Here is a 25,198-nt window from a genome sequence, read left to right as displayed (position 1 = left end):
CTGGTATAATAAGGCATCATTTTTCACCATCAGGACATCCCATGTCGTTGCAACAGGAGAAATCCGAGGCCGTCCGGCTCGACAAGTGGCTCTGGGCCGCCCGTTTCTACAAGGCGCGCAGCATGGCCCGGGAGATGGTCGAAGGTGGCAAGGTGCACTACAACGGCCAGCGCAGCAAGCCTGGCAAGGTGGTCGAGGTGGGCGCCCTGATCCGCTTCTGGCAGGGCCATGACGAGCGAGAGGTCGAGGTGCTCGCCATCACGGCCCAGCGCCGTGGCGCCCCCGAGGCGCAGCTGCTCTATCGGGAGACCGAGGCCAGCGTGAAGCGCCGCCACGATAACGCCGAGGCGCGCAAGCTGGGCAGCCAATTTGCCCCGAGCCCCGAGCGCCGCCCCGACAAGCAGGAACGCCGCCTGCTGATCCGGGCCAAACAGTTCTGATCCCTTTTATTGCCGCAAGCCACGGCTTGCGCCCATCACTGGAAACCAAGATGACTCAAGATCAACTCCATCGTTACCTGTTTGAAGAGTATGAAGTGCGTGGCGAGCTGGTACAGCTCGACCAGACCTACCGCCACATCGTCGATGCCCAATCCTACCCGCTGCAGATCCAGCGTCTGCTGGGGGAGCTGCTGGTCGCCACCAGCATGCTCACCGCCACCCTCAAGTTTGAAGGCTCCATCACGGTGCAGCTGCAAGGGGATGGCCCGGTCAAGATGGCCGTCATCAACGGCGACCACAACCAGCAGCTGCGCGGCGTCGCCCGTTTCGAAGGGGAGTTGCCGGCGAGCAATGCCCTGAAAGATCTGGTCGGTAACGGTCAGCTGGTCATCACCATCACCCCGGATCAGGGTGAGCGCTATCAGGGGATCATCGCCCTCGCGGCCGATACCCTCTCCGGTTGCCTGGAGGCCTATTTCGCCCAGTCCGAGCAGCTGCCGACCCGCCTCTGGATCCGCACCGGCATGGTGGAGGGCCAACCCAAGGCCGCCGGCATCATGGTGCAGGCCCTGCCTGCCCAGAGCGAGGATCACGAGGCCGACTTCGACCACCTGGTGCAACTGACCGAGACCATCAAGGACGAGGAGCTGTTCACCCTGCCGGCCGAGGAGATCCTCTACCGCCTCTACAACCAGGACCAGGTGCGCCTGTTCGATCCGCAATCGGTCGAGTTCCGCTGCACCTGTTCGCGCGAGCGCTGCCAGAACGCCCTGCTGCAGGTTGGCAGGGAAGAATCGCTGGCCATAGTGCAGGAGCAGGGGCAGATCGACATGCACTGCGACTACTGCGGAAATCACTACATTTTTGACGGCATCGACGTGGAAACCCTGTTCAATGTGGTTCCAGGAAATGATGCAAACAAGTTACACTAATTGAAGGCGGGGCAACCCGCCTTTAACTTAATAATTAAAAAAACACCCTATTTTATAAAGTTTGATGGCCGTCGCTAAATCCTACCACCTAGGTGGTAGGATGGAGGCCAGATAGAACCCTACAAGAACCTCTGAACCCAGGAGATCACAATGACAATCGTGGCTGAACCCACCCTGGCCGAGCAATTGGGCCTGGAACGTTACGGCATCCATGGTGTGACGGATGTAGTACGCAATCCCTCTTACGAACAGCTCTTCATCGAAGAGACCCGCCCCGAGCTGGAAGGCTTTGAGCGCGGCGTCGTCACCGAACTCGGCGCCGTCAATGTCAACACCGGCATCTTCACCGGTCGCTCTCCGAAAGATAAATATATCGTCAAAGACGCGACTACCCAGGATACCGTATGGTGGTCCGACCAGGGTAAGAACGATAACAAGGCGATCTCCCCTGAAGTGTGGTCACATCTGAAGTCCCTGGTGACCAAGCAGCTCTCCGGCAAGCGCCTGTTCGTGGTCGACGGCTACTGTGGTGCCAACCCGGACACCCGTCTGGCGGTGCGCATCATCACCGAGGTGGCCTGGCAGGCGCACTTCGTGAAGAACATGTTCATCCGCCCGAGCGACGAAGAGCTGAAAACCTTCAAGCCTGACTTCGTGGTGATGAACGGTGCCAAGTGCACCAACCCCGAGTGGAAGGAGCAGGGTCTCAACTCCGAGAACTTCGTCGCCTTCAACATGACAGAGCGCATGCAGCTGATCGGCGGCACCTGGTACGGTGGCGAGATGAAGAAGGGCATGTTCTCCATGATGAACTACTTCCTGCCCCTGCGTGGCATCGCCTCCATGCACTGCTCCGCCAACGTGGGCAAGGATGGCGACGTGGCCATCTTCTTCGGCCTCTCCGGCACCGGCAAGACCACCCTCTCCACCGATCCCAAGCGTCAACTGATCGGTGACGACGAGCACGGCTGGGACGATGACGGCGTGTTCAACTTCGAAGGGGGTTGCTACGCCAAGACCATCAAGCTCTCCAAGGAAGCCGAGCCGGACATCTACCACGCCATCCGTCGCGATGCGCTGCTGGAGAACGTGACCGTAGCGGCCGACGGCACCATCGACTTCGACGATGGCTCCAAGACCGAGAACACCCGGGTCTCCTACCCCATCTATCACATCGAAAACATCATCAAGCCGGTCTCCAAGGCGGGTCATGCCAACAAGGTGATCTTCCTGACCGCCGACGCCTTCGGCGTGCTGCCCCCGGTCTCCAAGCTGACCAAGGAGCAGACCAAGTACCACTTCCTGTCAGGCTTCACCGCCAAGCTGGCCGGTACCGAGCGCGGCATCACAGAGCCGACCCCGACCTTCTCCTCCTGCTTCGGGGCCGCCTTCCTGACCCTGCACCCCACCAAATACGGTGAGGAGCTGGTGAAGCGGATGGAAGCCGCCGGTGCCGAGGCCTATCTGGTCAACACCGGTTGGAACGGCACCGGCAAGCGTATCTCCATCAAGGACACCCGCGCCATCATCGACGCCATCCTGGATGGCTCCATTGAAGAGGCGCCGACCAAGGTGCTGCCGATCTTCAACCTGGAAGTACCGACCGAGCTGCACGATGTGAACCCGGCTATCCTCGATCCGCGTGACACCTACGCCGAGCCGGCCCAGTGGGATGCCAAGGCGCAGGATCTGGCAGGGCGCTTCATCAAGAACTTCGAGCGCTTCACCGACAACGACGAGGGCAAGCGCCTGGTGGCCGCCGGTCCCCAGCTGTAAGCACACGCCGAGATGACAAAGCGGGCCGATTGGCCCGCTTTTTATTACCCCTTGTTACTCTTCCCACTCCAGCGGCTGCTGACGCGGTAGCCGCAACTCCACCATCAGCCCCCCCTGCTCGGCCCGCCCGAGGCGTACCGTGCCGTGATGATGGGCCAGGATCTTGGCGACGATGGCCAGCCCCAAGCCGCTACCACTCTGGGTGCGCGCCGTCGTCCCCTGGGTGAAGGGGCGCAGCAGCCGCTCGTAATCCTGCTCCGCCATGCCGGGGCCGTTGTCGCACAGGCGCAGGCACGCCCAGTGCTGGTCGCCACGCAGCTCGACCCAGAAGCGGCTCGCACCGTAGCGCAGGGCATTGTTGGTCAGATTGTTGATGACCCTACGCAGCCCCACCGGGTTGCAATCCACGGGCATGGGCGTGGCCGGCAGGTCGATATCCATCTCCAGCCCCTGATCCGCCTGCAGCAGCACGGCGTCGTGCACCAGGGCCGCCAGATCGGTGCGCTCCATGGTCACCCCGGTGTCGGGGCGGATGTAGTCGATGAACTGATCGATGATGTCGTTCGACTCGTCGATGTCGGCGTTGATGCTCTCTTTGAGAAACTCATCCTCGGAGGAGATCATCTCGGTGGCGAGCCGGATCCGGGTGAGCGGCGTGCGCAGATCGTGGGAGACCCCGGCCATCATCAGGTTGCGCTCCTCGATCAGATCCTTGATGGCTCGCGACATGTTGTTGAAGGTGCGAGTGAGCCGGCGCAACTCGCGAGATCCCTGCTCTGCCAGCGGATCGGGGAACTGACCCCGACTGACCGCGATGGCCCCCTCTTCCAGCCTCTCCAGCGGGCGCACCAGTTGACGGGCAAACCACCAGGCCCCGAACAGCACGGCCACCAGCATGATGGAGAGATAGAGCACCAACGGCTTGATGTCGCCGTCCTCTATCTCGGTGAGGGGGATCCGCACCCAGACTCCGTTAGCCTGGGGAGGCTGGATCCAGATGATGTAGTAGTCCTTGATCTCCACCATGACCCGGGTCTTGCCGCCCAGCTCCTGGGCTATCAGCTCCTCCATGAAGTCGTTGGGCCTGGCCTGCTTCAGGCCATAGCGCTCGGCTTCGCTCTGGGTGTAGATATCGGACCCGGTCGCCACATAGACCAGCGCCTCGGCATCCTCGCTCAGGGGCTGCTGATTGCGGTCGATCGGGAAGATGAGTTTGACCTGATTGGCCAACAGATGGCTGATCTGCTTGACCGTCGGATCGAGCAGATAGTTGTAGAAGATCGCATAGGAGGCCACCTGATAGACCACCAGCACCGCCGCCAGAAACATCAGCAGGCGGGCGAACATGCCCGAGGCGCGTCTCACGGTGCGCTGCCGTCAGGCACGAACACATAGCCGATTCCCCAGACGGTCTGGATATAGCGGGGATGGGCCGGGTCGGCCTCCAGCATGCGGCGCAGGCGCGACACCTGCACATCGATACTGCGTTCGGTGGCGGTGTACTCGCGGCCGCGAGCCAGGTTCATCAGCTTGTCGCGTGACAGCGCCTCACGCGGATGGCTGACCAGCACCTTAAGCACGGCAAACTCGCCGCTGGTCAGGGTGACCGGCTCACCATCCGTGGTCATCTCACGGGTCGCCAGATTGAGCACGTGGGAACCGAACTCCACCACCTTCTCGGTGGCAGAGGGGGCGCCCGGCAGCTCCACCGAGTGGCGGCGCATCACGGCCCGGATCCGGGCCAGCAGTTCGCGCGGATTGAAGGGCTTGGGCAGGTAGTCATCGGCCCCCATCTCGAGGCCGACGATGCGGTCCACCTCGTCTCCCTTGGCAGTGAGCATCAGGATTGGGATCTGGTTACCCCCCTCGCGCAGGCGACGGCAGATGGAGAGACCATCCTCACCCGGCAGCATCAGGTCCAGCACCATCAGATGAAAGTTCTCCCGGGTCAGCAGGCGGTCGGCCTGCTCTCCGTTCGCCACCCCGCGCACCCAGAACCCCTGCTCGCTCAGGTAGCGTTCCAACAAGCCTCTCAGCTTGGGATCATCGTCGACGACCAGCACCTTCTGCTGTTGGGTCATTTCGTTACTCCTCACCACAATTCACGGTCATGGTAGAGGGGGCATGACAGTGCGCCAAGGGAAAAGATGTTACCGTTTATTATCCTCCGTCTGCGCCGGGGCGGCATACCACTGCTCGCGAGGAACCACCAGATCCCGCGGCGGCTGGGCGACAAAGTTGGGGGACATGATCTGCACCCCAAACTCGTTGAAGACATCCTGAATCGCCCCGTGCAAGCGACTGCGGATCAGGGCCGGTTTCTCCCCCTCGTCGATCCACACCTGCAACTCGTACTCGACGTACCAGTCGAGCAGGCCGAGCTGGCGCACCAGGGGGGCCTGTTCACCGTTCACCCCTTGGGTGCGCCGCGCCGCCAGCTCCAGCATGGCCTGTACCTGACGCCAGGGGGTGTCATAGCCGATGGTCACCCTGGTCAGCAGGGGTAGGCCACGCCCCGCCGCCAGCCGGCTCAGGTTGGTGATACGCCCCCCCACCACCACGGCGTTGGGCAGGGTCACCTCGTGCTCCTCCCGGGTCACTATCTTGGTCGAGAGGGCGCTGAGCTCGCTCACCTGCCCCTCAACCTCACCGATCCGGACCCAGTCGCCCTTGCGCAGGGCGCGTGAGTAAATCAGCACCAGACCGCTCATGGCGTGATTCATCACCCCGGCCGAGCCCAGGGTCACCATCAGGCCGAAGAAGACGCTGACCCCCTTGAAGGCATCGGAGTCGGCACCGGGCAGATAGGGATAGGCCACCGTCAGGGCAAACAGCCAGATCACCGCGTTCATCAGGCGGCGAGTGGCCCCCACCGTCTCGGCATGCAGCCCCTGGATCTGCACCTGCCCGCGCTGCACCCGATCGAACAGCAATCCCAGCAGACGAATGAAGAAGCGGGTCGCCACCACTATGATGAGGACGGTCGCCAGCCCCGGCAGGGCGGCCAGGGCCCCCTCCAGCAGGCGGGTACACAGCGCCAGCAGCGATTGGCCCAGCTGCTGGCTCCAGGCCCGGGTGTGGGGGAAGAGGCCCAGCACATAGGTGAGCCAGAGATAGAGGGCGATCACCACCACCACCAGAGTCATGCCACCCAGTAGCCGCAGCTCTATAGGGCCGACCAGGGGACGCCAGCTCTCGGGCAGCCAGCTGCGCTTCATCAGGAGCCGGTTCGCCAGCCACTGGCGCGTGCGGCGATAGCCGCGCTGTAGCCCCATGAAGAAGACCCAGAGCAGCAAGGCCGAGCCACACGCCAGCGCCGTGGCCCGGGCCAGATAGGCGGGCGAGCGCAGCTCCATAAACTGAAGCCGCATCCTCTCGAGCCGCTCGCGCACCCGCTCGGCCGCCTGATCCAGGGTCAGCTCGTCCGACTCGTCGAGATCCTTCTCGACCAGCATCACCAGCCGCTTGCCATTGAGGGTGATAAAACGAACCGACTGACCGAACCGCATCTGGGTCTCTACCGCGACCGGCCCCTTGAGATCCGACTCTTCCAGGGTCGCGATGCGCGCCTTGGCGCGTCGCACCCGCGCCTCAGGGGTCAGGCTGCCGAGGCTGGCCTGAAACATCACCACAGGCTCGTTGAGCAGGATCAGGGTGCGCTCCCGCTCCTGTCCGGTCATCTCTCCTCTCGGCTCGGCCGCCCCCAGCAGGGGTGACATCAATAGCCACCACAACACGATCACCCAACGCATGACACGCCCTCCCTGTTGTCCTCATATGAGCATCGCACAGCCGACCGACCGGCAACAGGGGGAAAGCACGCATCCCAGGTGCCCTCGCTGCGGCTCGAGGTTAGAATGCCCGGACCAAGTGACAAGGAGAGGCCCTTCCATGCGAAGCCAACTCATCACCCGAGAGGGATACAATGCCCTCAAGCAGGAGCTGGACCAGCTGTGGCGCGTCGAGCGTCCCGAGACCACCCGCAAGGTGGCCTGGGCCGCCAGCCTGGGCGATCGCAGCGAGAACGCCGACTATCAGTACAACAAGAAACGCCTGCGCGAGATCGACCGGCGCGTGCGCTACCTGCGCAAGTGTTTGGAAAACCTCAAGATCGTCGATTACTCCCCGACCCAGGAGGGGAAGGTCTTCTTCGGTGCCTGGGTCGAGATAGAGAACGATGCCGGCGACACCCTGAACTTTCGTATCGTCGGCTACGACGAGATTTTCGGGCGCAAGGACTACATCTCCATCGACTCCCCCATGGCCCGCGCCCTCCTGAAGAAGGAGGTCGACGACGAGGCCGTGGTGCAGACTCCGGCCGGTGAGGCCGTCTGGTACATCAACGCCATCACCTATTCCCGGCCCTGATAAGACGAGAACCCCATGAGCACCATAGAGAAACAGATCGCCACCGAGTTGGCCGCCCGCCCCGAGCAGGTCGAAGCCGCCATCCGCCTGCTCGACGAGGGCGCCACCGTCCCCTTCATCGCCCGTTACCGTAAAGAGGTGACCGGTGGCCTCGACGACACCCAGCTGCGCAACCTCGAGAGCCGCCTCGGCTACCTGCGCGAGCTGGAGGATCGCCGCCAGACCATACTTCGCTCCATCGAGGAGCAGGGCAAGCTGACCCCAGAGCTGGCCCGCGATATCCGGGAGGCCGACAGCAAGACCCGCCTCGAGGATCTCTACCTCCCCTATAAGCCCAAGCGCCGCACCAAGGGACAGATGGCCATCGAGGCCGGCATCGAGCCCCTGGCCGACGCCCTGCTGGGCGATCCCATGCGGGATCCCGAGACAGAGGCCAACGCCTACCTCAACCCCGAGGCGGGCTTCACCGACACCAAGGCGGTGCTCGACGGCGCCCGCTACATCCTGATGGAGCGCTTCGCCGAACGGGCGGACTTGCTCGAGAAGCTGCGCGACTTCCTGTGGCAACACGCCAACCTGCGCGCCCGTCTGGTGGCCGGCAAGGAGCAGGAGGGGGCCAAGTTCAAGGACTACTTCGAGCACGACGAGCCGCTGGCCAAGGCGCCGTCACACCGGGTGCTGGCCATGCTGCGCGGCCGCAACGAGGGGGTGCTGTCGCTCACCCTGCACACCGGCGAAGAGGAAGGGGCCAGCCCCTGCGAGGGGATCATCGCCCGCCAGCTGGGGCTGGCCTTCGGCGGTCGACCGGCTGACAAGTGGCTACAGGGGGTGGTGAGCTGGACCTGGCGCATCAAGCTCTCCTTGCAGATGGAGACCGAGCTCATCGGCCGGGTGCGCGAGAGTGCCGAGGAGGAGGCGATCAAGGTGTTCGCCATGAACCTCAAGGACTTGCTGATGGCCGCCCCGGCCGGCATGCGCACCACCATGGGGCTGGATCCGGGGATCCGCACCGGGGTCAAGGTGGCCGTGGTCGACGCCACCGGCAAGCTGGTCGACACCGCCACCATCTACCCGTTCGAGCCCAAGCGCCAGGTGGAGCAGAGCCTCAAGACCCTGCGCGATCTCTGCGTGAAACACGGGGTCGAGCTCATCAGCATCGGCAACGGCACCGCCTCGCGTGAGACCGACAAGCTGGCCGCCGAGCTCTTCACCCGCTATCCGGAGGCGCGCGCCCAGAAGATAGTGGTGAGCGAGGCCGGCGCCTCTGTCTATTCCGCCTCCGAGCTGGCGGCCAATGAGTTCCCCGGGCTCGACGTCTCATTGCGCGGCGCCGTCTCCATCGCCCGCCGCCTGCAAGACCCCCTCGCCGAGCTGGTGAAGATCGATCCCAAGAGCATAGGTGTCGGCCAGTACCAGCACGACGTGAGCCAGACCCAGCTGGTCCGCAAGCTCGAGGCGGTGGTGGAAGACTGCGTGAACGCGGTCGGGGTGGACGTCAACACCGCCTCCGCCCCCCTGCTGGCGCGGGTCTCGGGCCTGACCCAGACGCTGGCCCAGAATATCGTCCAGTACCGGGACGACAACGGCGCCTTCGCCAGCCGCCAGCAGCTGCTCAAGGTGAGCCGCCTCGGGCCCAAGGCGTTCGAACAGTGCGCCGGCTTCCTGCGTATCCGCGGCGGGGCCAACCCGCTGGATGCCTCTGCGGTGCACCCTGAGTCCTACCCCGTGGTGGAGCGGATCCTGGCGAAGTTGCAGCAGTCGGTGGAGAGCCTGCTCGGCAACAGCAGCCTGCTCAAGGGGCTCAAACCCGCCGAATACACCGACGAGCGCTTCGGCGTGCCGACCGTGACCGACATCATAGGCGAACTCGACAAGCCGGGCCGCGACCCGCGCCCCGAGTTCAAGACCGCCACCTTCCGCGAAGGGGTGGAGAAGGTGTCGGATCTCGAGCCCGAGATGGTGCTCGAGGGGGTGGTCACCAACGTCACCAACTTCGGTGCCTTCGTCGACATCGGCGTCCACCAGGACGGCCTGGTGCACATCTCGTCACTGACCGACCGCTTCATCAAGGATCCCCGCGAGGTGGTCAAGGCCGGCGACATCGTGAAGGTGAAAGTGCTGGAGGTGGACGTGCAGCGCGGCCGCATCTCGCTCACCATGCGCCTCGACGAGAAGGCCGGCGAGCGCAAGCCGCGCGGGGAGGATCGCCGCGGTGGCGAGGCCCGCTCCGGCCAGGGTGCCAAGCCACAGGGACGACGGGAGGAGAAGCCCCAGAACGGGGCGCTCGGCAACGCCTTCGCGGCGGCCTTCGCCAACGCCCGCAAGAAGTAAGCGGGCATGAAAAAGCCCGGCCAATTGGCCGGGCTTTTTGCTATCCGGAATCAGCCCTTCAGGCCAACCAGGTAGCTTACCAAACGGTTGAACTGATCCTGAGAGGTAATAGACTCGATCTTGACCAGGTACTTGCCGTTCACCAGGAAGGCCGGCACACCGCGGATCTGATACTCCTCGGTGTTGCGATCGTACTGGGAGACCATGCCGGAGACGGCGAAGCTGTCGACAGCACCGTCGAATTCCTCACCCTTGACGCCGTTGTCGACGAAGATCTGCTTCAGATCGTCGCGGCTCTGGGGGTACTTCTTCTCATTGTGGATCTTGTTGAAGATGGCCGGGGTCAACTTGCCTTCGACCTCGAGCAGGCTGGAGACGGCATAGGCGCGCTGGGTCTCGGGGCCCATCTCACGACCGAGGAAGGCGACCGGGTTCTTCTTGAAGGCAACGCCCTCGGGCAGGCTCTTCTTGAGCTCGTTGGCGATGGGCTCGAACTTGTAGCAGTGCGGGCAGTAGTAAGAGAAGAATTCCAGCACTTCCGGCTGCGCGCTGCCGGTCTGTTTGATCACGTCGTAGTTGACGCCTTCCTTGAATTCCGGGGCGGCGTGCACCGTCGGCATCATCAGCATAGCGGCAATGAAAAACAGTATTTTTTTCATGATCTTTCCTGTTAATAGGATAGGTGTGAGGCACGCCCGGCGAACCGAAGCAGAACCAAGCCTATTGTGTCACCAGCCCTGAGTCAATGAGAGGGGCGGCTCGCGCAGGAGCTGTAACTGATCGTGCAGCATCTTGTGCTGCTGCTCCCAATAGGCCGGGGTGTTGAACCAGGGAAAATGGCGCGGGAAGGCCGGGTCTTCCCAGCGGCGCGCCAACCAGGCCATGTAGTGCACCATCCGCATGGCTCGCAGGGGTTCGATGAGCGACAGCTCCCGCCGGTCCAGCTCCATGAACTCCTCGTAGCCGCACAGCAGGGTGTCGAGTTGCAGCAGCCGCTCCTGACGGTCTCCCGAGAGCAGCATCCAGAGATCCTGGATGGCCGGACCGGTGCGGCAGTCGTCCAGATCCACCAGCAGGGGGCCATCGCGCCAGAGGATGTTGCCGGGGTGGCAATCCCCGTGCAGGGAGATCTGCTCCACCTCGAGGGTCATCGCCTCACGCACATGGGCGATCAGCTCGTCGAGCAGGCCGAAGAAGGACTTGGCAATCCCCCGTGGCACCCACTCCCCCGACGCCAGCAGGTGGCGCGGCTCCTCGAGCATGGAGGCCACATCGAGATGCGGGCGGTGGTGGAACGGGAAGGTGCGGGACAGGCGATGGATCCGCCCCAGCCAGCGGCCGACCCACTCCAGTTGGTCCAGGTTATCCACCTCGAAGGAGCGCCCCCCCAGACTCGGCCAGACCGCATAGTGAAAGCCCCCCTGCTCGAGCAGGGTCTCGCCGCCGAAGGCGAGCGGGGCCGCCACCGGGATCTCCTCGGCCGCCAGCAGGGCCGAGAAGCCGTGCTCCTCCAGGATCTGCTCGCGGCTCCAGCGGGCGGGGCGGTAGAACTTCACCACATAACGGCGGCGATCCTCGTCGTGGAACTGGTAGACCCGGTTCTCGTAGCTGTTGAGCTCGGTCAGCCCCGAATCCACCGCCAGGCCGGTGTTGGCGAGGGCATCGAGGATCAGATCCGGGGTGAGATCGTGAAAGTGAAAGCCCATGACATCTCCAAAACAAAAGGGGGGCACTTGGCCCCCATTCTATCCACAACCGGTCAGAGCCGGCTGATAAACTTACTCTCCTGCTTGATGACCCCCTTGGGATCCGACCCCGCCCCCTTGCGGATCAGCACGAAGCGGATATCCAGTGAGCCCTGGCGCAGGTTGTCCGGGTTGACCCCCAGGCTGACCGGCTGGTTGAGGATCTCGCCGCTCTTGAGCGTCACCTCGCGCGGACCGTACCACTGATAGTCGGGTAGCCCTTCGACCGTCAGCCGATAACTCTGGGGCTGCATGGTCTTGTTGAGGATCTTCAGGTTATAGGTGTTCTCCACCAGGCCGTCGCTGTTCTCGCGGAACAACTGGTTACGGTCGCGGATAACATCCAGCCCCATGGGCATGATGGACATGGCGTTATAGGCAAACACCGAGAGCATCACCGCCATCACCAGGCCATAGCCGATGAGCTTGGGCCTGGCCACATGGGTATTGTTACCCGCCAGCTTGTGCTCGGTGGTATAGCTGATGAGCCCCTTGGCATAGCCCATGCGATCCATGGTCTGGTCACAGGCGTCGACGCAGGCGCCGCAGTTGATGCACTCGTATTGCAGGCCGTCGCGGATGTCGATACCGGTCGGGCAGACCTGCACGCAGAGATCGCAGTCGATGCAGTCGCCGAGCCCCATCGCCTTGGGATCGGCCTTGCGGGAGCGGGCGCCGCGCTGCTCACCGCGCTTGGCATCATAGCCGACGATGAAGGTGTCCTTGTCGAACATGGCCGACTGGAAGCGGGCATAGGGGCACATGTGCACGCACATGATGGCGCGCATGAAGCCGGCGTTGCCATAGGTGCAGGCGGCGAAGAAGAAGACCCAGAACAGGGGCCAGAAGTCGATGGAGAGGGTCGCAAGCCCCGGCACCAACTCGGTCATGTCGTGGAAGTAGCCAACGAAGGTGAGGCCGGTGATGAGTGAGACAACCATCCAGGCCAGATGCTTGCTCCCCTTGCGCACTATCTTTTCCCGGCTCCAGGGGGCGGCATCGAGCTTGCGTCGCTTGTTGGCCGGCCCCTCCAGCTTCTCTTCAAACCAGATGAAGAGGAAAGTCCAGACCGTCTGGGGGCAGAGATAACCGCACCAGACACGGCCGAGGAAGGTAGTGAGGAAGAAGAGCCCGAAGGCGGCGATCATGAAGATCCAGGCGAGCAGGGTGAGATCCTGAGGCCAGATGGTGGCGGCAAAGATATGGAACTGCTGGTTGCCGATATCGAACAGGATCGCCTGCCTGCCATCGTAGCGCAGCCAGGGGAGCGCCAGGAAGAACAGCATGAAGAACCATCCCATCCCCTTGCGCAGCCGCTGCCAATAACCCAGTTGCGCCCGCACATAGATCCGGTTACCCGGGTTAAATCTGTCGTCACTGGCCTTGTACGTGTTGGGATTGAATACCCCGGTCACGTCCTTGACCTCGATCTTTTCGTGGTCACCCATTGCAGCACGTTGCTCCGTTGTGATTGTTATAGGCGGATTATATCTTAAACAGCTTGCTGCGAGATGGCGTCAGATGTGACAAGAATGGAACGATGATCGCAATTTTGTAGCGAAGAAGTGGCGCGTTGCCATTGACAACACACCACAAAGAGTGGGGACTTATTTGATGCCGCGCGCCTTGAGCAAGGCTTCCTTGAAATCGGGCACATGATCCTTGGCCAAACCCGGGATCAGGGCACTCTTGTCGGCGTCACGCATCTTGAGATGATAAATGAGCACGTCGTCGGTCAGCTCGCCCAGCGCCCCTTGGTAACCGGCCTCTCTTGCCAGCTTCTCGATAAACTGGATCAGATTCAGATCCTGCTCGCGGATCCAGGCGGGCTGCAGCAGTTCGAGCAGCTCCTCAATACGATGACATTGCATGTCGCCTCCTCGTTCGGTCGGATATCAGGCGGCGCGCCCCAACGGGGCCACCTCCACTCGGTCGCGCCCATTATGCTTGGCCTGATAGAGGGCTGCATCCGCTTTTTGGATGAGATCGCTCATGGAGAGCGAGGGATCCGGCACCAGGGTCACCACCCCCAGACTACAGGTCACCACCCCGGAGACCCGCGAGCGCGCATGGGGGATCGCCAGCTCGCGCATGGCCCGGCGCACCTGCTCCGCCACCTGTCGCGCACCGCGATGGCCGGTCGCCGGCAGCAGCAGGGCAAACTCCTCGCCCCCGTAACGGGCGGCCAGATCGTCTTCCCTGCGCTGGGCCCCGGACAACACGCCGGCCACCTGTTGCAGGCAGGCGTCGCCCTTCTGATGGCCATAGAGGTCGTTGAATTGTTTGAAGTAATCCACGTCGAGCAGGATCAACGACAGGGGGGCCTTGGCGCGGTGACAACGGCGCCAGGCCTGCTCGAGGGAGTGATCGAAGCAGGCCCGGTTGGCAATGCCGGTCAGGCCATCGCTACGCGAGGCGAGATGCAGATGCTCCGAGACCGCCTTCAACTCGGCCGCCAGATCGGCGTTGGCGAAGCGGTGATAGAGGGAGGTCAGCATATCCCGCCGCAGTCGGCGCACCAGGGTGGGGAGAAACACGAACAGGTAACCCGCGATCATGCAGCCGAGGATCCGCTCCTGCTCGCTGCCAAGCGCCAAGTCCAGCAACTGGATCACCCCGAGGGGAAACAGAAACCCCAGAAAACAGCGGCGGCTACCGATGAGCAGTATGCTGCCACCGGTGAGGATCAGGCTGACCAGGATCAGCACGCTGGCCCGATAGGTATCGGGCAGCTGATCGAAGTAGGCAAGCACCCCCATGGCCCACAGGATGGAGGTGATGGTGACGCCGATGAAGAGCTCATGCTCGAGCCGCTGATGCTCGACGCGATCCAGCATGCCCTGGCGCCACAGCAGATGGGCCCAGCGCAGCCCCAGCAACAACAGGTGACTGCCCAGCCAGATCAGGGTCTGGCGCGGCTCGACATAGGCGTAGAACATCAGGGCCCAACTGACGGCCATCAGCAGCAGGCAGGGCAGGCTGAACGCCATATGCTCGCAGAGCTGGGTCACGACTGCCTGTCGGACTTGCTTGGTAATACTCGCCGTCACTCTGCCACTCCCAGCCCAAGAAGGGCGACAGTCTAGCACCGGCCTATCGGGCCAACAATAACGGCCAATTATTAGCCTTTTACTCAGATTACCCTGTCGCAAACGCCTCCCAAATTAGCCTCTTAGCCGGCTCATCCCTTCTCAAATTCCTCGAGGATCGGGCACTCGGGACGCCCGTCACCGTGGCAGCAGCAGGTCAGCTTTTCCAGGCTGGCCAGCATGGCCTGCAGGCCGCTGATGCGCTCGCGCAGATCGGCGATCTTCTCCTGGGCCAGCTTCTTGACCTGGGCGCTGGTGCGGTGCTCATCCCGATAGAGGGCCAGCAGCTCCTGACACTCCTCCAGATTAAAGCCGGTCTCGCGCGCCCGCTTGACGAAGCGCAGCTCGCGCACCGCAGCCTCACCGTAGCTGCGATAGCCGTTGGCACTGCGTACCGGCGGCGTGATGAGCCCGATGCTCTCGTAGTAGCGGATGGTCTTGGCGGTGAGCCCGCTGGCCTTGGCCACCTTGCTGATGTTCATTAGGTTCTCCTTATCCAGGCGGCGGCGCGCGGGCGCCACCGTTTCAATAACAGGGAATTGGTCAGGACGGTCACGCTGCTCAGTGCCATGGCGGCGCCGGCCAACGCCGGGCTGAGCAGGCCGAAGGCGGCCAGCGGAATGCCGACCGTGTTGAAAATAAAGGCCCAGAACAGGTTCTGGCGTATGGTGCGCCAGGTCGAGGCCGAGATGTCGATGGCATCGACCACCAGGCGCGGATCCGGGCGCATCAGGGTAATCGACGCCGTCTCCATGGCCACCTCGGCCCCCGATCCCATGGCGATGCCGACGTCGGCGGCGGCCAGGGCCGGCGCATCGTTAACCCCGTCACCAATCATGGCCACCAGCCCGTCGCTCTTGGCTTGCAACTCGCGCACCCGCTCCACCTTGCCTTCGGGTTTCACCTGGGCGAAGGCGCCGTCCAGCCCGAGGCGCGCCGCCGCGTGATCGACCGCAGGACGGGCGTCACCGCTGACCAGCCAGGCGGCGATGTGGCGCCCCTGCAAGGCGCGCACCGCGGCCTCGCTCTCCGGGCGCAGGGGATCGGCCAGATCGGCCCACCCCGCCAGCTCGCCATCGCGGGCAACCCAGACCCGGGTCACCCCGGCCTCTGGCACCACGCACTGTGCCGGGTCCAGGCCGGCGGTCGCCATCAGGCTCTGATTGCCGATGAACAGATGATGCCCCTCGACCCGCCCCTCGATGCCGCTGCCCACGTGCACCTGCACCGATTCGGGCTGGGGCAGAGGGCCACTCGCGGCGCTCAGCATGGCGTGGGCGAGCGGGTGTTCGCTGCCCTGTTGCAGGGCGGCGGCCAGACGCATATCCGCCTCGCAGCCCTGCCACTGCTCGAGGGTCGGCCTCCCCAGGGTCAGGGTCCCGGTCTTGTCGAAGATGACGGCGCGAATGCCATGGGCTCGCTGCAGGGTCTCGATGTCGCGGATCAGGATGCCGTGGCGCGCCGCCACGCCGGTACCGGTTACCACGGCCGCCGGGGTGGCCAGCCCCAGGGCGCAGGGACAGGCGATCACCAGCACGGAGACCGCGGCCATGAGGGCCTGCTCCAGACCGCCGCCGAGCTGCCACCAGAGCAGACCGGTGAGCAGGGCGATGATCATCACCACCGGCACGAACAGGGCGCTGATGCGGTCCACCAACTGCTGGAACGGCGCTTTGCCCATCTGGGCCTGCTCAACCAGGGCGATGATGCGGCCGAGGTTTGACTCCTCCCCCACGGCGTGGGCCTCGATCTCGAGCAGGCCGGAGCCGTTGATGGTCCCCTCCAACACCTTGTCCCCCACCTGGCGCAGCACGGGCACGCTCTCGCCGGTGACCACCGCCTCGTCGAGCTCGCTCTCACCGGCCAGGATCACGCCGTCAACCGGGATGCGCTCCCCCACCAGCACCTGGATGCGATCCCCCTTGAGCACCTCGGCGATGGCGCACTGCTGCCACTGGTCGCCGCGCCACACCCTGGCCTGTTGCGGACGCAGGGCCATCAGCTCGACGATGGCGGTACGGGTGCTGCGCTTGGCGCGCCCCTCCAGCCACTTGCCGAGGGAGACCAGGGTAATGACCACGGCACTCGCCTCGAAATAGAGGTGCCCCATGGCCGCCGACCCCAGCTTGAGCCAGATCCAGACGCTGTAGCCATAGGCGGCGCTGGTGCCGGTGGCGACCAGCACATCCATGTTGGCCGCGCCGGCACGCAAGGCGCGCCAGGCACCGCGATAGAAACGGGCGCCGACCCAGAACTGGACCGGGGTGGCGAGCAGAAACTCGATCAGGGGCGGCAGGTGCCAGGGGAGCCAGCCGGCCATGGACGCCATGCCGACCACCAGGGGCAGGGTGAGCAGGGCCGCCACCATGAGGCGACGGCGCTCACCGCGCTCCTCAAGGCGTTCCCGCTCGGCCTGCTCGGCGAGTTGGCGCGCCTTGTCTTCGCCACTGGCGAAGTGGGCGCCAAAGCCGGCCCCCTGCACCGCATCGCGCAAGGAGGCCGGCGTCACCGCCCCCTGCACCCCACGCACCCGGGCCTGGGACAGGGAGAAGTTCACCTCGGCCCCCACCACGCCGGGTTGGGCGGCCAGCACCCGCTCGAGGCGCGCGGCGCACGCGGCGCAGCTCATCCCCTCGATGGCGAACTGATGGGTCTCTTCGACGGTCTGGTAGCCCAGCTCACCGATACGAGCCAGGGCGGCGCGCTCGGCCTCCGGGGTCGACGCCGAGATGGCGCACAGCTCCAGGGCAAAGTTGACCGAGGCCGTTACCCCTTCCAGCTCGCTCAGGCCACGCCCGATGCGATCACCGCACGCGGCGCAGCTCATGCCTTTGACAGGCACCTGAATGGAAATGGTCATGAGTGATACTCCCCCGATGGAATATCATTAACCTTAACCTTTACCTTAACTGTAATGTAAAGAGCGAAAATAACGAGGCATTCGCCTCGTTAACGGGATCAGGCCAGGCGACTCGCCAACCGGTTGACGATGGGTTGCATCATCAGATAACCGGCCAACAGCGCGCCTATGACCGACAGCACCCTTACCTCCATGCTTGGCGCCAGGGTTGCGGCAGACAGGGTCAACACTCCGACCACACCGGTCGCCACCAGACAGAGCACCAACAGGGAAAACATCTTCTTCATATCCGATCTCCTCTCTTCATGAACCGTCCCTGGGAGATCTGAATCCTTGCGAGCGCAGCATAGAAGGGGTCAGCTGAACCTGAGTTGACGGCGGTCAACTTCTGCACAAAACCCGTTTTTGTCACGGGGAAGGGGGTGGCGGCAGTGCTTTGCGCTGGGGCAGGCCGGGGAAAATATGAGCAGGCTCAATGTCACCGCCATCTCGGGGGGCCATAATCCGGACGTTTGGTTGTAAACTTACCACCTCTCTGAGCGAGACAGTCTGCAATCTTCTGTTACCCCGGAACGGCTGCCGGACTGGCTATAATCCCTCGAATAATAAGGTTTGGCGGGAGCCTTGCCTGCAAGGTTCAAACAACAATTGGAATCTCAGGATGACTATGAAAAACATCAATCCAACCCATACCCAGGCCTGGCAGGCACTGGCAGCCCACTTCGCCGCCCAGGGCGACATGCAACTGAAGGATCTTTTCGCCAAGGATCCCCAGCGCTTTGAGAAGTTCTCCCTCACCTTCGGCGGCGATCTGCTGGTGGATTACTCCAAGAACCTGATCACCGAAGAGACGCTGCAACTGCTGATCAAGCTGGCCGACGAGACCGACCTGCGCGGCGCCATCGACGCCATGTTCAACGGTGAGAAGATCAACCGCACCGAGGATCGCGCCGTGCTGCACGTGGCCCTGCGCAACCGCTCCGATCGCCCGGTCGAGGTGGACGGCAAGGATGTGATGCCGGAAGTGAACGCCGTGCTGGCCAAGATGAAAGGCTTCTGCGAGAAGGTCATCGGTGGCGAGTGGAAGGGTTACACCGGCAAGCCGATCAAGCACGTGGTCAACATCGGCATCGGCGGCTCGGATCTCGGCCCCGTCATGATCACCGAGGCCCTGCGCGCCTATAAGAACCACCTGGAGATGCACTTCGTCTCCAACGTCGACGGCACCCATATCGCCGAGACCCTCAAGAAGATCGATCCGGAGACCACCCTGTTCCTGGTCGCCTCCAAGACCTTCACCACCCAGGAGACCATGACCAACGCCTTGAGCGCCCGCGACTGGTTCCTGGGCCATGCCGGTGACAAGGCCCACGTGGCCAAGCACTTCGCAGCCCTGTCGACCAACGGCAAGGCCGTGGCCGAGTTCGGCATCGACACCGCCAACATGTTCGAGTTCTGGGACTGGGTGGGCGGTCGCTATTCCTCCTGGTCTGCCATCGGCATGCCGATCGCCCTGTCGGTCGGTATCGACAACTTCGAAGCCCTGCTGCAAGGCGCCTTCGAGATGGACATGCACTTCGCCACGGCCGCCTATGAGCAGAACGTGCCGGTGCTGCTGGCGCTGATTGGCCTCTGGTACAACAACTTCCACGGCGCCGAGTCCGAGGCCATCCTGCCGTACGATCAGTACATGCACCGTTTCCCTGCCTACTTCCAGCAGGGCAACATGGAGTCCAACGGCAAGTACGTGGATCGCGCCGGCAACCCGGTCGACTACCAGACCGGCCCCATCATCTGGGGTGAGCCGGGCACCAACGGCCAGCACGCCTTCTATCAGCTGATCCATCAGGGCACCAAGCTGATCCCCTGCGACTTCCTGGCCCCGGCCATCAGCCACAACCCCATCGGCGATCACCATCCGAAACTGCTGGCCAACTTCTTCGCCCAGACCGAGGCCCTGGCCTTCGGCAAGAGCCAAGAACAGGTTGAGGCCGAGTTCCTGGCCGCCGGCAAGACGCTGGAGCAGGTCAAGGATCTGGTGCCGTTCAAGGTGTTCGAGGGGAATCGCCCGACCAACTCCCTGCTGTTCAAGCAGCTGACCCCCAAGATGCTGGGTTCCCTGATCGCCATGTACGAACACAAGATCTTCGTGCAGGGCGCTATCTGGAACATCTTCAGCTTCGACCAGTGGGGCGTTGAGCTGGGCAAGCAGCTGGCCAACAAGATCCTGCCGGAGCTCGGCACCGCTGAGGCCATCAGCAGCCACGACAGCTCTACCAATGGCCTGATCAACACCTGGAAAGCCTGGCGCGCCTGAGCCGCCCGCTGACCCTAAGCCCGCTTCTCGAAGCGGGCTTTTTTATCGCGCCCCCCTCTCATCCTGCCCCGTGGCGGCGCCGAGCCCGGCGCCGGCTATCCTTGACGGGTCATCTCACCCAGAAGGAGCGAACCATGACGACAGGCACAGTGAAGCTGCACCGGGTGCTAAAGGCACCGCCGGAGCGGGTCTATCGGGCCTTTATCGACCCCCTGGCACTGGCCAAGTGGCTACCGCCCCACGGCTTCACCTGCCGGGTGGATCATCTGGAGGCGCGGGTCGGTGGCACCTTCAGGATGGCCTTCACCCAGTTTGCCAGCGGCCAGGGGCATGCCTTCGGCGGCACCTACCTGGTCCTCGAGCCCGGCGTGCGACTGTGTTACACCGACCGCTTCGATGACCCTCAGCTGCCCGGCGAGCTGCGGGTCAGCGTCACCTTCCACCCCGTATTGTGCGGCACCGAGCTCACCATAGAGCAAACCGGCATTCCCGAGGCCATACCACTGCCCATGTGCTACCTCGGCTGGCAGGAGTCGCTCACCCAGCTGGCAAGCCTGGTGGAGCCCGACACAGTGCAGGGCTGAGCCGCGCCCAATAAAAAAAGCCTGCCACCTGGCAGGCTTTGTTGTTGATTGCACGCCAGCAAGCTGGCGTCTCGCCCCCTAACAGGGCGTCATCTGGCGTTAGTGGCTGACGGCGTTGTCCAGCGGGAAGGCGAAGAGATCGCGGCGATAGGTCTCGACCACCAGGCTAAACGGCACGCCATCACCCCGTGAGAGGAGGGCACGATGTTGCAGCACCCGCTCGGGTATCGCCAACGACTGATCACTGGTGGCCAACTTGGGCATCTGCATCTCCCAACCGGCCGGTAGAGGCGACCAGAGCAGGGTGGACGAGAGAGTCCGGCGGCTAAAGTTCAGTGCCTTGACGGCCAGGCCAAACGGGGTATCGCTGGTGTCGAGGAGCCGGTTCATCTCAGGCGTGAGGCGGCTTTTCACGTACCAGTTGTCCGCTTCGGAGAACACATGATCGCCACAGGCGAGTTGTACCCGGCGATAGCCGACGGGCTCATCGGCACCGACCTTGAGCTGCTCGCGGATGGCGGCATCGGCGGGTTTACGGGTGTTCTGGTCGCGCAAGGCGCGGATGCGCGGTTCACCGGCCATCTTGTGGTCGGTGCACCAGCTTTGCAGTGTGACGGTGGCGCTCGGGTTGCTGAGCAGGGTGGCGTTGAGTGTCTGCAACAGAGCCTGGGCCTTGAGGCGGGTGACCGGGCTGTCTTGCCAGCTTGAGGCGACGCTTTCCTGCGCCTGCACGGCGCCATGACTCAGCACAGTCGCAAGTAAGATTGTTCGGATCTTCATGTTTTTATTGCCTTTTCTGATTTTCAGCGCGGATTGTAGCGACTTGGCCACTTACTTGTGGTCTGAACAGTCGACAGGGGCAACGCCCCCGCTTTACCGAAGTAAGGCATCACTCTGCCGCCATGAATGCCGCAGGGCATGCCGGTGATGCATCCGATCGGTTGGAGTGACGTGATGAGCGCCTTTGAGACCCTTCACTTCGCACTGTAAGTGGGGCCAAGCCAGGATGCTTTAGATAAGTGGTGCGCTTTTATCGAAAAGCGCCATTTCAACCGACCAGGGGTCTTCCCCGGCGCCATTCACTGACCCGCACAGCCCGCGCGCTCGTCAAGAAGATGCCGGCGCAGACTGGGGCCAAGGGCTCTCCGTCCAGGGCGAAGAAAGCCTGCCATCCGGCAGGCTTTTCGTGCCCGGCCCGGCTTATTACATCGCCAACGCGCCCAGGTAGTCGCGCTTGCCGAGATCGACCCCCGCCTTGCGCAGCAGGGCATAGGTCATGGTGAGGTGGAAATAGAAGTTGGGGATGGCGTACTCGAACACGCAGGTGTGGCCATCCATGCCCTTGCCGCCGGCCCAGTGGGGCAGGTAGCGCCCGCTCTGGTAGCGGCTGAAGTCAGCCTCCTGCATCCCTTCCAGGTAGGCGAGGGTCTTGCCCACGTGGGCGCGCAGATCGGCCATGGTCTTGGGATCGTCACCCAGCACAGGCGGCTCGGTCAGGCTGGCGGTGGCGACGCAGGCGCGGGCCGCGTCGCAGCAGATCAGCACCTGCTTGCTCAGGGGCAGCATGTCGACGATCAGGCGCTCGCCGAAGAAGTTCTCCACGTTGAAGTGTTTCGCCTCGGCATGAGCCTCGGCCTTGGCCAGGCAGTGATCGAGGTTGGTCAGCATCTTGATAAACTGGGCGGCAATATCACGGTTCATGGTGCGCTCTCGGTGGGTGAAAAAATGGACCAAAACAAACGAGTCTCACTATAACCCATGCCACCTCTATTACGACTCCCTTACCCCCGTCTGCGTCCCCTGTGCATCACAAGCGCGAGGGCGGGCACCAGAGTGACCAAGATGTGGTGGGCATTCTGCACCATAAAGCTGTAGATGATGCCGCTCATCGCCCAGGTTGCCCCGTCATTGGCACTGGCCTGCTGCGCCAGGTAATACGCGAGCCACAGCCAGACACAGGCAAAGGCCCCCGCCTGCCAGAGACCACGCAGCAAAAAGAGGGGCCACCAGAGCAGCGCCGCACCGACCAGGCCGACCAGCACGATAGATATCGCCAGATCGGCCGGGGTGTAACAGCTGCCGCCGTCCCACAGCAGTTGCCCTCGCTCGCGCAGCACGGGTAGCCAAACCAACAGGTGATAGGCGCTGAATGAAAGCGCAAAGAGCAAGCCGCCCTGACAGGCCCGCCTTCCCCTGTGCCAGAGTGGCAACAACCTCGCCTGATACGCTCTGCGTCGCTCGCTCATCATGATTCCCTCCGTCGACGCGAGCATGATAACGGCAAAACGGCGCCATGGTCCCTAGCTGACGGTGGCGATGCAGCTGGCCGGGATCCAGCCCGATTGCCCCCGATCGTTATGCACCCAGAGCCAGCCGGCCAGCTCGCGCTCCACCGTCACCCGCTCCCCCACCTCCACATTCAACTCCCGGGCCGTGTAATCCTGCCGCGCCAACGCCTCCCCCTGCCCGGCCGGGGTCAGCAGCGACAGGGGCGCCCACCCCTCGTTGCCGTCGGCCGTGTAGGTGCGCACCCAGCCCGGAAACTCGTCATCCTCATGGCCGATACGCACCCGCTCTCCGGCCACAAAGCCGATGGGATTGGGGTAACAGGTTTGGTGAGCTGTGGTGATCAGCGCCAGCATGGTCTCTTCTCCGAATGGGTCATCTTGCCACTATCACAGCAAGCGGTCAGCTTGGGGGAGAGAAACTGCATATCGGACTCGATGAATTCCCAAAAAAGAGAGGCGGGTCACGGCTAGAAGGGCAAAGGGCAATTGCCGGCCAACCAAGCTCCATGCGAACCTTTATCTCCCTTTAATCCAATAAAAACAGTGCCTATGTTCAGGAAAATAATGGTTACCGCCGCCCTGCTGTCGGCGGCGCTACTGTCCGGTTGTGCTTCCGTGCCCATGGCCGATGTCACCGCAGACGCGCAGGCCAAGCAGTTTATGGCGCCCAAGGATGCGGCCAACCTCTATATCTATCGCAATGAGACCTTCGGTGCCGCCATTAAAATGCCGGTGCTGGTGGATGGCATGGCAGTCGGCGATACCGTGGCCCACAGCTATATCCTCAAGCAGGTGACGCCGGGCAGCCACACCATCACCTCCAAGTCAGAGAACGATGCCACTCTGACCCTCAGCACCGAGGCGGGTAAAAACTACTACGTCTGGCAGGAGGTCAAGATGGGCCTGCTGATGGCCCGCTCCAAGCTGAGTCAAGTCAGTGAAGAGGAAGGCAAGCAAGGGGTGATGGAGAGCAAGTTGGTTAAGTGATTGAGCTTTAAAGCAAGGCGTAGTTATATCAGCTACGTCTTAGCTAGAAATTGATTTCTGATAGGGGGGCGTCGTTATATGGACCAAGAAAGAATTGAAAGTGTTCTTAAAAAGAACAAATATATTAATTCAAGGTTTACTGGTTATTTTATATCAACATTTAGCATATGGAACACCTGTTTTGCTCCAATTATTATTGGCCTTGGTGTTTCCTATGTTTTCTTATTTAAAGATGACTTATCAAAGCTTCATTCTTCATTTTTTATATTCTGTTTTGTTTTTTTGATTGTCCATTTTTTACTCTCCGTTGGATTTCATTACCTTGATAAGAGAAGTGATACAACTATAGAGCTTTCCGAGTTAGTGAAAAAATATAATAGCATATCCGATGATATTGAAAAAATTTATGAAAGAATGCATTTATCAACCTCGTTGACAGCAACACAAAAGTTAGTTATCTATCTAACAACATTAAAAGTTAATAGTCACATCAGGGATATGATCCACGGTAAACGAGATGGCTCACTTTCTGAGGAAACAATGGATAATAAACTGCAGGATTTCTTTGACACAATACTCAGCTATCTTTCCATACATAGAGAAGTGCTGTTTAGTTTTGTTAGTGAATCTCGATACAACATAGCTCTATATATATGATAACCGCAGCCAAGAGCTACAAGTAGCATCAAGACGTTGTGATGATAGAATTATTAGAAAAGATAGAAGTTGGAAACCTGGCTTTGGGCATGTAGGTTTAACACACTTACACAAAGAATTGAAAATATGCCCAGATATTACTAAAAGTAGTGAGCTAAAAATAACTAACTCCTCAGATAAAAGAAATTATTGTTCTTTTATCTCCGTCCCAATCCTAACATATAATGAAAGCAATTCAGATAATGAGTGTCTAGGAGTCCTTGTGTTGACAAGTGCCCAACCAGAACAATTCTCATTGGAAAGAGACAAAGACTTTCTACAAAATATAGCGTCACTTATTGCTGTATATTTAGATGTTGCTATAGAAATCTATACAAATCACGAAAATAATCAAAACAAAAACTAGATTTAATTTTAAAAATGTGCTAAATGATAGTTTGTCTATGTCAAAGAGATAGATGAGGAGGGGCTGAGAATGAACACGCTAAAAAAAAGGAACATAGTGGGCTATGCCAAACTCGTAGTGCCCAAAGGAAACGAGCTTGACGGATATACTGTTTCCAACGAATTTGAAAAGACATTTTTCAAATATTCTTCTCAAGGCCTAGATAGCCAAGCGGAAGAAATGATGGCTGATTGGATATACAATAAAATTAAGCAAGAAGAAGATGCAATATTCCAAGGTATATCAAAGCATCAAAAAATAAATATCTAGGCATAATTGAGTACTAGTTGCTATCGCGATATAACGACTAACCCGGCCTAAAGCCGGGTGAGCGCATTTAAAAGACAAAAGAAGTTAGGGTGTACAGATCTAGTTATCA

Annotated in this window: 26 protein-coding genes; 11 read left to right on the top strand and 15 right to left on the bottom strand. The window is 61.5% G+C overall.

Annotated elements, in window-relative coordinates; translation table 11 throughout:
- Positions 1 to 41 precede the first annotated feature (41 nt).
- The 3 genes from hslR (at position 42) to pckA (ending at position 3,148) form a co-directional block, all read left to right on the top strand.
- Positions 42 to 440, top strand: coding sequence for a ribosome-associated heat shock protein Hsp15 (gene hslR, locus BN1121_RS13585; RefSeq protein ID WP_043157834.1), 399 nt, complete (start codon positions 42 to 44; stop codon positions 438 to 440).
- Between the two features lie 50 nt (positions 441 to 490).
- Entirely contained in the window at positions 491 to 1,372 is an 882-nt protein-coding gene (gene hslO, locus BN1121_RS13580) for an Hsp33 family molecular chaperone HslO (RefSeq protein ID WP_005356427.1), read from the top strand.
- A gap of 150 nt (positions 1,373 to 1,522) precedes the next feature.
- A complete protein-coding gene (gene pckA / locus BN1121_RS13575; protein WP_005356430.1) occupies positions 1,523 to 3,148 on the top strand; it encodes a phosphoenolpyruvate carboxykinase (ATP) in 1,626 nt (541 codons plus the stop codon).
- A gap of 54 nt (positions 3,149 to 3,202) precedes the next feature.
- On the opposite strand, the gene envZ is transcribed toward pckA, so the two are convergent.
- The 3 genes from envZ to BN1121_RS13560 form a co-directional block, all read right to left on the bottom strand.
- Complete coding sequence (envZ, locus tag BN1121_RS13570) at positions 3,203 to 4,495, bottom strand: two-component system sensor histidine kinase EnvZ (protein WP_005356432.1); 1,293 nt, start codon at positions 4,493 to 4,495, stop codon at positions 3,203 to 3,205.
- A 14-nt stretch (positions 4,496 to 4,509) separates the two neighbouring features.
- On the bottom strand, positions 4,510 to 5,229 hold the full coding sequence (gene ompR, locus BN1121_RS13565; protein ID WP_005356434.1) for an osmolarity response regulator transcription factor OmpR: 720 nt from the start codon (positions 5,227 to 5,229) through the stop codon (positions 4,510 to 4,512).
- Positions 5,230 to 5,298: 69 nt separating this feature from the next.
- Positions 5,299 to 6,900, bottom strand: coding sequence for a mechanosensitive ion channel family protein (locus tag BN1121_RS13560; RefSeq protein ID WP_005356436.1), 1,602 nt, complete (start codon positions 6,898 to 6,900; stop codon positions 5,299 to 5,301).
- Between the two features lie 139 nt (positions 6,901 to 7,039).
- Here BN1121_RS13560 and greB point away from each other — a divergent pair, with 139 nt between their 5' ends.
- Both greB and BN1121_RS13550 read left to right on the top strand, forming a co-directional pair.
- Entirely contained in the window at positions 7,040 to 7,516 is a 477-nt protein-coding gene (gene greB, locus BN1121_RS13555) for a transcription elongation factor GreB (protein ID WP_005356438.1), read from the top strand.
- A 15-nt stretch (positions 7,517 to 7,531) separates the two neighbouring features.
- Entirely contained in the window at positions 7,532 to 9,847 is a 2,316-nt protein-coding gene (locus tag BN1121_RS13550) for a Tex family protein (protein WP_005356440.1), read from the top strand.
- Positions 9,848 to 9,897: 50 nt separating this feature from the next.
- Here BN1121_RS13550 and BN1121_RS13545 read toward each other — a convergent pair whose 3' ends face one another.
- From BN1121_RS13545 to BN1121_RS13510, 8 genes are all read right to left on the bottom strand, one after another.
- Positions 9,898 to 10,506 (bottom strand): thiol:disulfide interchange protein DsbA/DsbL, encoded by a 609-nt coding sequence (locus BN1121_RS13545; RefSeq protein ID WP_005356441.1) that lies wholly within the window; start codon positions 10,504 to 10,506, stop codon positions 9,898 to 9,900.
- Positions 10,507 to 10,575: 69 nt separating this feature from the next.
- Positions 10,576 to 11,553: a serine/threonine protein kinase gene (locus BN1121_RS13540; protein WP_005356443.1), complete on the bottom strand. Its 978-nt coding sequence runs from the start codon at positions 11,551 to 11,553 to the stop codon at positions 10,576 to 10,578.
- 53 nt (positions 11,554 to 11,606) lie between these two features.
- Positions 11,607 to 13,040 carry a cytochrome c oxidase accessory protein CcoG gene (gene ccoG, locus BN1121_RS13535; RefSeq protein ID WP_005356445.1) on the bottom strand — a complete coding sequence of 478 codons (1,434 nt, stop codon included), beginning with the start codon at positions 13,038 to 13,040 and terminating at the stop codon, positions 11,607 to 11,609.
- A 159-nt stretch (positions 13,041 to 13,199) separates the two neighbouring features.
- Entirely contained in the window at positions 13,200 to 13,463 is a 264-nt protein-coding gene (locus BN1121_RS13530; RefSeq protein ID WP_005356455.1) for a YihD family protein, read from the bottom strand.
- A 24-nt stretch (positions 13,464 to 13,487) separates the two neighbouring features.
- Positions 13,488 to 14,642 carry a GGDEF domain-containing protein gene (locus BN1121_RS13525; RefSeq protein ID WP_043597968.1) on the bottom strand — a complete coding sequence of 385 codons (1,155 nt, stop codon included), beginning with the start codon at positions 14,640 to 14,642 and terminating at the stop codon, positions 13,488 to 13,490.
- A 131-nt stretch (positions 14,643 to 14,773) separates the two neighbouring features.
- A complete protein-coding gene (gene cueR / locus BN1121_RS13520; protein ID WP_005362638.1) occupies positions 14,774 to 15,163 on the bottom strand; it encodes a Cu(I)-responsive transcriptional regulator in 390 nt (129 codons plus the stop codon).
- Positions 15,163 to 17,541, bottom strand: a complete 2,379-nt coding sequence (locus BN1121_RS13515; RefSeq protein ID WP_005362637.1) for a heavy metal translocating P-type ATPase — start codon at positions 17,539 to 17,541, stop codon at positions 15,163 to 15,165. The genes cueR and BN1121_RS13515 overlap by 1 nt, the downstream gene beginning before the upstream one ends.
- Before the next feature lie 98 nt (positions 17,542 to 17,639).
- Positions 17,640 to 17,828 (bottom strand): hypothetical protein, encoded by a 189-nt coding sequence (locus tag BN1121_RS13510; protein WP_005362636.1) that lies wholly within the window; start codon positions 17,826 to 17,828, stop codon positions 17,640 to 17,642.
- Positions 17,829 to 18,208: 380 nt separating this feature from the next.
- Here BN1121_RS13510 and pgi point away from each other — a divergent pair, with 380 nt between their 5' ends.
- Together pgi and BN1121_RS13500 are read left to right on the top strand one after the other, a co-directional pair.
- Positions 18,209 to 19,858: a glucose-6-phosphate isomerase gene (gene pgi, locus BN1121_RS13505; protein WP_005362635.1), complete on the top strand. Its 1,650-nt coding sequence runs from the start codon at positions 18,209 to 18,211 to the stop codon at positions 19,856 to 19,858.
- A 134-nt stretch (positions 19,859 to 19,992) separates the two neighbouring features.
- A complete protein-coding gene (locus BN1121_RS13500; RefSeq protein ID WP_005362634.1) occupies positions 19,993 to 20,442 on the top strand; it encodes an SRPBCC family protein in 450 nt (149 codons plus the stop codon).
- 99 nt (positions 20,443 to 20,541) lie between these two features.
- Here BN1121_RS13500 and BN1121_RS13495 read toward each other — a convergent pair whose 3' ends face one another.
- The 4 genes from BN1121_RS13495 to BN1121_RS13480 all read right to left on the bottom strand — a co-directional run bounded on the left by BN1121_RS13495 (position 20,542) and on the right by BN1121_RS13480 (position 23,084).
- Positions 20,542 to 21,207, bottom strand: coding sequence for a hypothetical protein (locus BN1121_RS13495; RefSeq protein ID WP_043158287.1), 666 nt, complete (start codon positions 21,205 to 21,207; stop codon positions 20,542 to 20,544).
- Between the two features lie 438 nt (positions 21,208 to 21,645).
- Complete coding sequence (locus BN1121_RS13490) at positions 21,646 to 22,143, bottom strand: DUF1993 domain-containing protein (protein ID WP_005362626.1); 498 nt, start codon at positions 22,141 to 22,143, stop codon at positions 21,646 to 21,648.
- An 80-nt stretch (positions 22,144 to 22,223) separates the two neighbouring features.
- On the bottom strand, positions 22,224 to 22,691 hold the full coding sequence (locus BN1121_RS13485; protein ID WP_152424751.1) for a hypothetical protein: 468 nt from the start codon (positions 22,689 to 22,691) through the stop codon (positions 22,224 to 22,226).
- Positions 22,692 to 22,742: 51 nt separating this feature from the next.
- Positions 22,743 to 23,084: an SH3 domain-containing protein gene (locus tag BN1121_RS13480; RefSeq protein ID WP_005362624.1), complete on the bottom strand. Its 342-nt coding sequence runs from the start codon at positions 23,082 to 23,084 to the stop codon at positions 22,743 to 22,745.
- Positions 23,085 to 23,279: 195 nt separating this feature from the next.
- On the opposite strand from BN1121_RS13480, the gene BN1121_RS13475 reads away from it, so the two are divergent.
- The 4 genes from BN1121_RS13475 (at position 23,280) to BN1121_RS13470 (ending at position 25,089) form a co-directional block, all read left to right on the top strand.
- Complete coding sequence (locus BN1121_RS13475) at positions 23,280 to 23,717, top strand: DUF2846 domain-containing protein (protein WP_043158285.1); 438 nt, start codon at positions 23,280 to 23,282, stop codon at positions 23,715 to 23,717.
- Between the two features lie 78 nt (positions 23,718 to 23,795).
- Positions 23,796 to 24,374, top strand: a complete 579-nt coding sequence (locus BN1121_RS20060; RefSeq protein WP_197065760.1) for a hypothetical protein — start codon at positions 23,796 to 23,798, stop codon at positions 24,372 to 24,374.
- Positions 24,367 to 24,780, top strand: a complete 414-nt coding sequence (locus BN1121_RS20350; RefSeq protein ID WP_197065764.1) for a GAF domain-containing protein — start codon at positions 24,367 to 24,369, stop codon at positions 24,778 to 24,780. Before BN1121_RS20060 ends, BN1121_RS20350 begins: the two co-directional genes overlap by 8 nt.
- Before the next feature lie 69 nt (positions 24,781 to 24,849).
- Complete coding sequence (locus BN1121_RS13470) at positions 24,850 to 25,089, top strand: hypothetical protein (protein WP_005364262.1); 240 nt, start codon at positions 24,850 to 24,852, stop codon at positions 25,087 to 25,089.
- The last annotated feature ends 109 nt before the right edge of the window (positions 25,090 to 25,198 follow it).

The organism is Aeromonas diversa CDC 2478-85 (assembly GCF_000819805.1).
GTDB lineage: Bacteria > Pseudomonadota > Gammaproteobacteria > Enterobacterales > Aeromonadaceae > Aeromonas > Aeromonas diversa.
This window is presented reverse-complemented; position numbering and strand designations above follow the sequence as displayed.

What these genes read in the sequence shown, in the direction of transcription:
- hslR (WP_043157834.1), top strand. Translation starts at nt 42, where the DNA reads ATGTCGTTGCAACAGGAGAAATCCGAGGCCGTCCGGCTCGACAAGTGG.
- hslO (WP_005356427.1), top strand. Translation starts at nt 491, where the DNA reads ATGACTCAAGATCAACTCCATCGTTACCTGTTTGAAGAGTATGAAGTG.
- pckA (WP_005356430.1), top strand. Translation starts at nt 1,523, where the DNA reads ATGACAATCGTGGCTGAACCCACCCTGGCCGAGCAATTGGGCCTGGAA.
- envZ (WP_005356432.1), bottom strand. Translation starts at nt 4,495, where the DNA reads ATGTTCGCCCGCCTGCTGATGTTTCTGGCGGCGGTGCTGGTGGTCTAT.
- ompR (WP_005356434.1), bottom strand. Translation starts at nt 5,229, where the DNA reads ATGACCCAACAGCAGAAGGTGCTGGTCGTCGACGATGATCCCAAGCTG.
- BN1121_RS13560 (WP_005356436.1), bottom strand. Translation starts at nt 6,900, where the DNA reads ATGCGTTGGGTGATCGTGTTGTGGTGGCTATTGATGTCACCCCTGCTG.
- greB (WP_005356438.1), top strand. Translation starts at nt 7,040, where the DNA reads ATGCGAAGCCAACTCATCACCCGAGAGGGATACAATGCCCTCAAGCAG.
- BN1121_RS13550 (WP_005356440.1), top strand. Translation starts at nt 7,532, where the DNA reads ATGAGCACCATAGAGAAACAGATCGCCACCGAGTTGGCCGCCCGCCCC.
- BN1121_RS13545 (WP_005356441.1), bottom strand. Translation starts at nt 10,506, where the DNA reads ATGAAAAAAATACTGTTTTTCATTGCCGCTATGCTGATGATGCCGACG.
- BN1121_RS13540 (WP_005356443.1), bottom strand. Translation starts at nt 11,553, where the DNA reads ATGGGCTTTCACTTTCACGATCTCACCCCGGATCTGATCCTCGATGCC.
- ccoG (WP_005356445.1), bottom strand. Translation starts at nt 13,040, where the DNA reads ATGGGTGACCACGAAAAGATCGAGGTCAAGGACGTGACCGGGGTATTC.
- BN1121_RS13530 (WP_005356455.1), bottom strand. Translation starts at nt 13,463, where the DNA reads ATGCAATGTCATCGTATTGAGGAGCTGCTCGAACTGCTGCAGCCCGCC.
- cueR (WP_005362638.1), bottom strand. Translation starts at nt 15,163, where the DNA reads ATGAACATCAGCAAGGTGGCCAAGGCCAGCGGGCTCACCGCCAAGACC.
- BN1121_RS13515 (WP_005362637.1), bottom strand. Translation starts at nt 17,541, where the DNA reads ATGACCATTTCCATTCAGGTGCCTGTCAAAGGCATGAGCTGCGCCGCG.
- BN1121_RS13510 (WP_005362636.1), bottom strand. Translation starts at nt 17,828, where the DNA reads ATGAAGAAGATGTTTTCCCTGTTGGTGCTCTGTCTGGTGGCGACCGGT.
- pgi (WP_005362635.1), top strand. Translation starts at nt 18,209, where the DNA reads ATGAAAAACATCAATCCAACCCATACCCAGGCCTGGCAGGCACTGGCA.
- BN1121_RS13500 (WP_005362634.1), top strand. Translation starts at nt 19,993, where the DNA reads ATGACGACAGGCACAGTGAAGCTGCACCGGGTGCTAAAGGCACCGCCG.
- BN1121_RS13490 (WP_005362626.1), bottom strand. Translation starts at nt 22,143, where the DNA reads ATGAACCGTGATATTGCCGCCCAGTTTATCAAGATGCTGACCAACCTC.
- BN1121_RS13485 (WP_152424751.1), bottom strand. Translation starts at nt 22,691, where the DNA reads ATGATGAGCGAGCGACGCAGAGCGTATCAGGCGAGGTTGTTGCCACTC.
- BN1121_RS13480 (WP_005362624.1), bottom strand. Translation starts at nt 23,084, where the DNA reads ATGCTGGCGCTGATCACCACAGCTCACCAAACCTGTTACCCCAATCCC.
- BN1121_RS13475 (WP_043158285.1), top strand. Translation starts at nt 23,280, where the DNA reads ATGTTCAGGAAAATAATGGTTACCGCCGCCCTGCTGTCGGCGGCGCTA.
- BN1121_RS20060 (WP_197065760.1), top strand. Translation starts at nt 23,796, where the DNA reads ATGGACCAAGAAAGAATTGAAAGTGTTCTTAAAAAGAACAAATATATT.
- BN1121_RS13470 (WP_005364262.1), top strand. Translation starts at nt 24,850, where the DNA reads ATGAACACGCTAAAAAAAAGGAACATAGTGGGCTATGCCAAACTCGTA.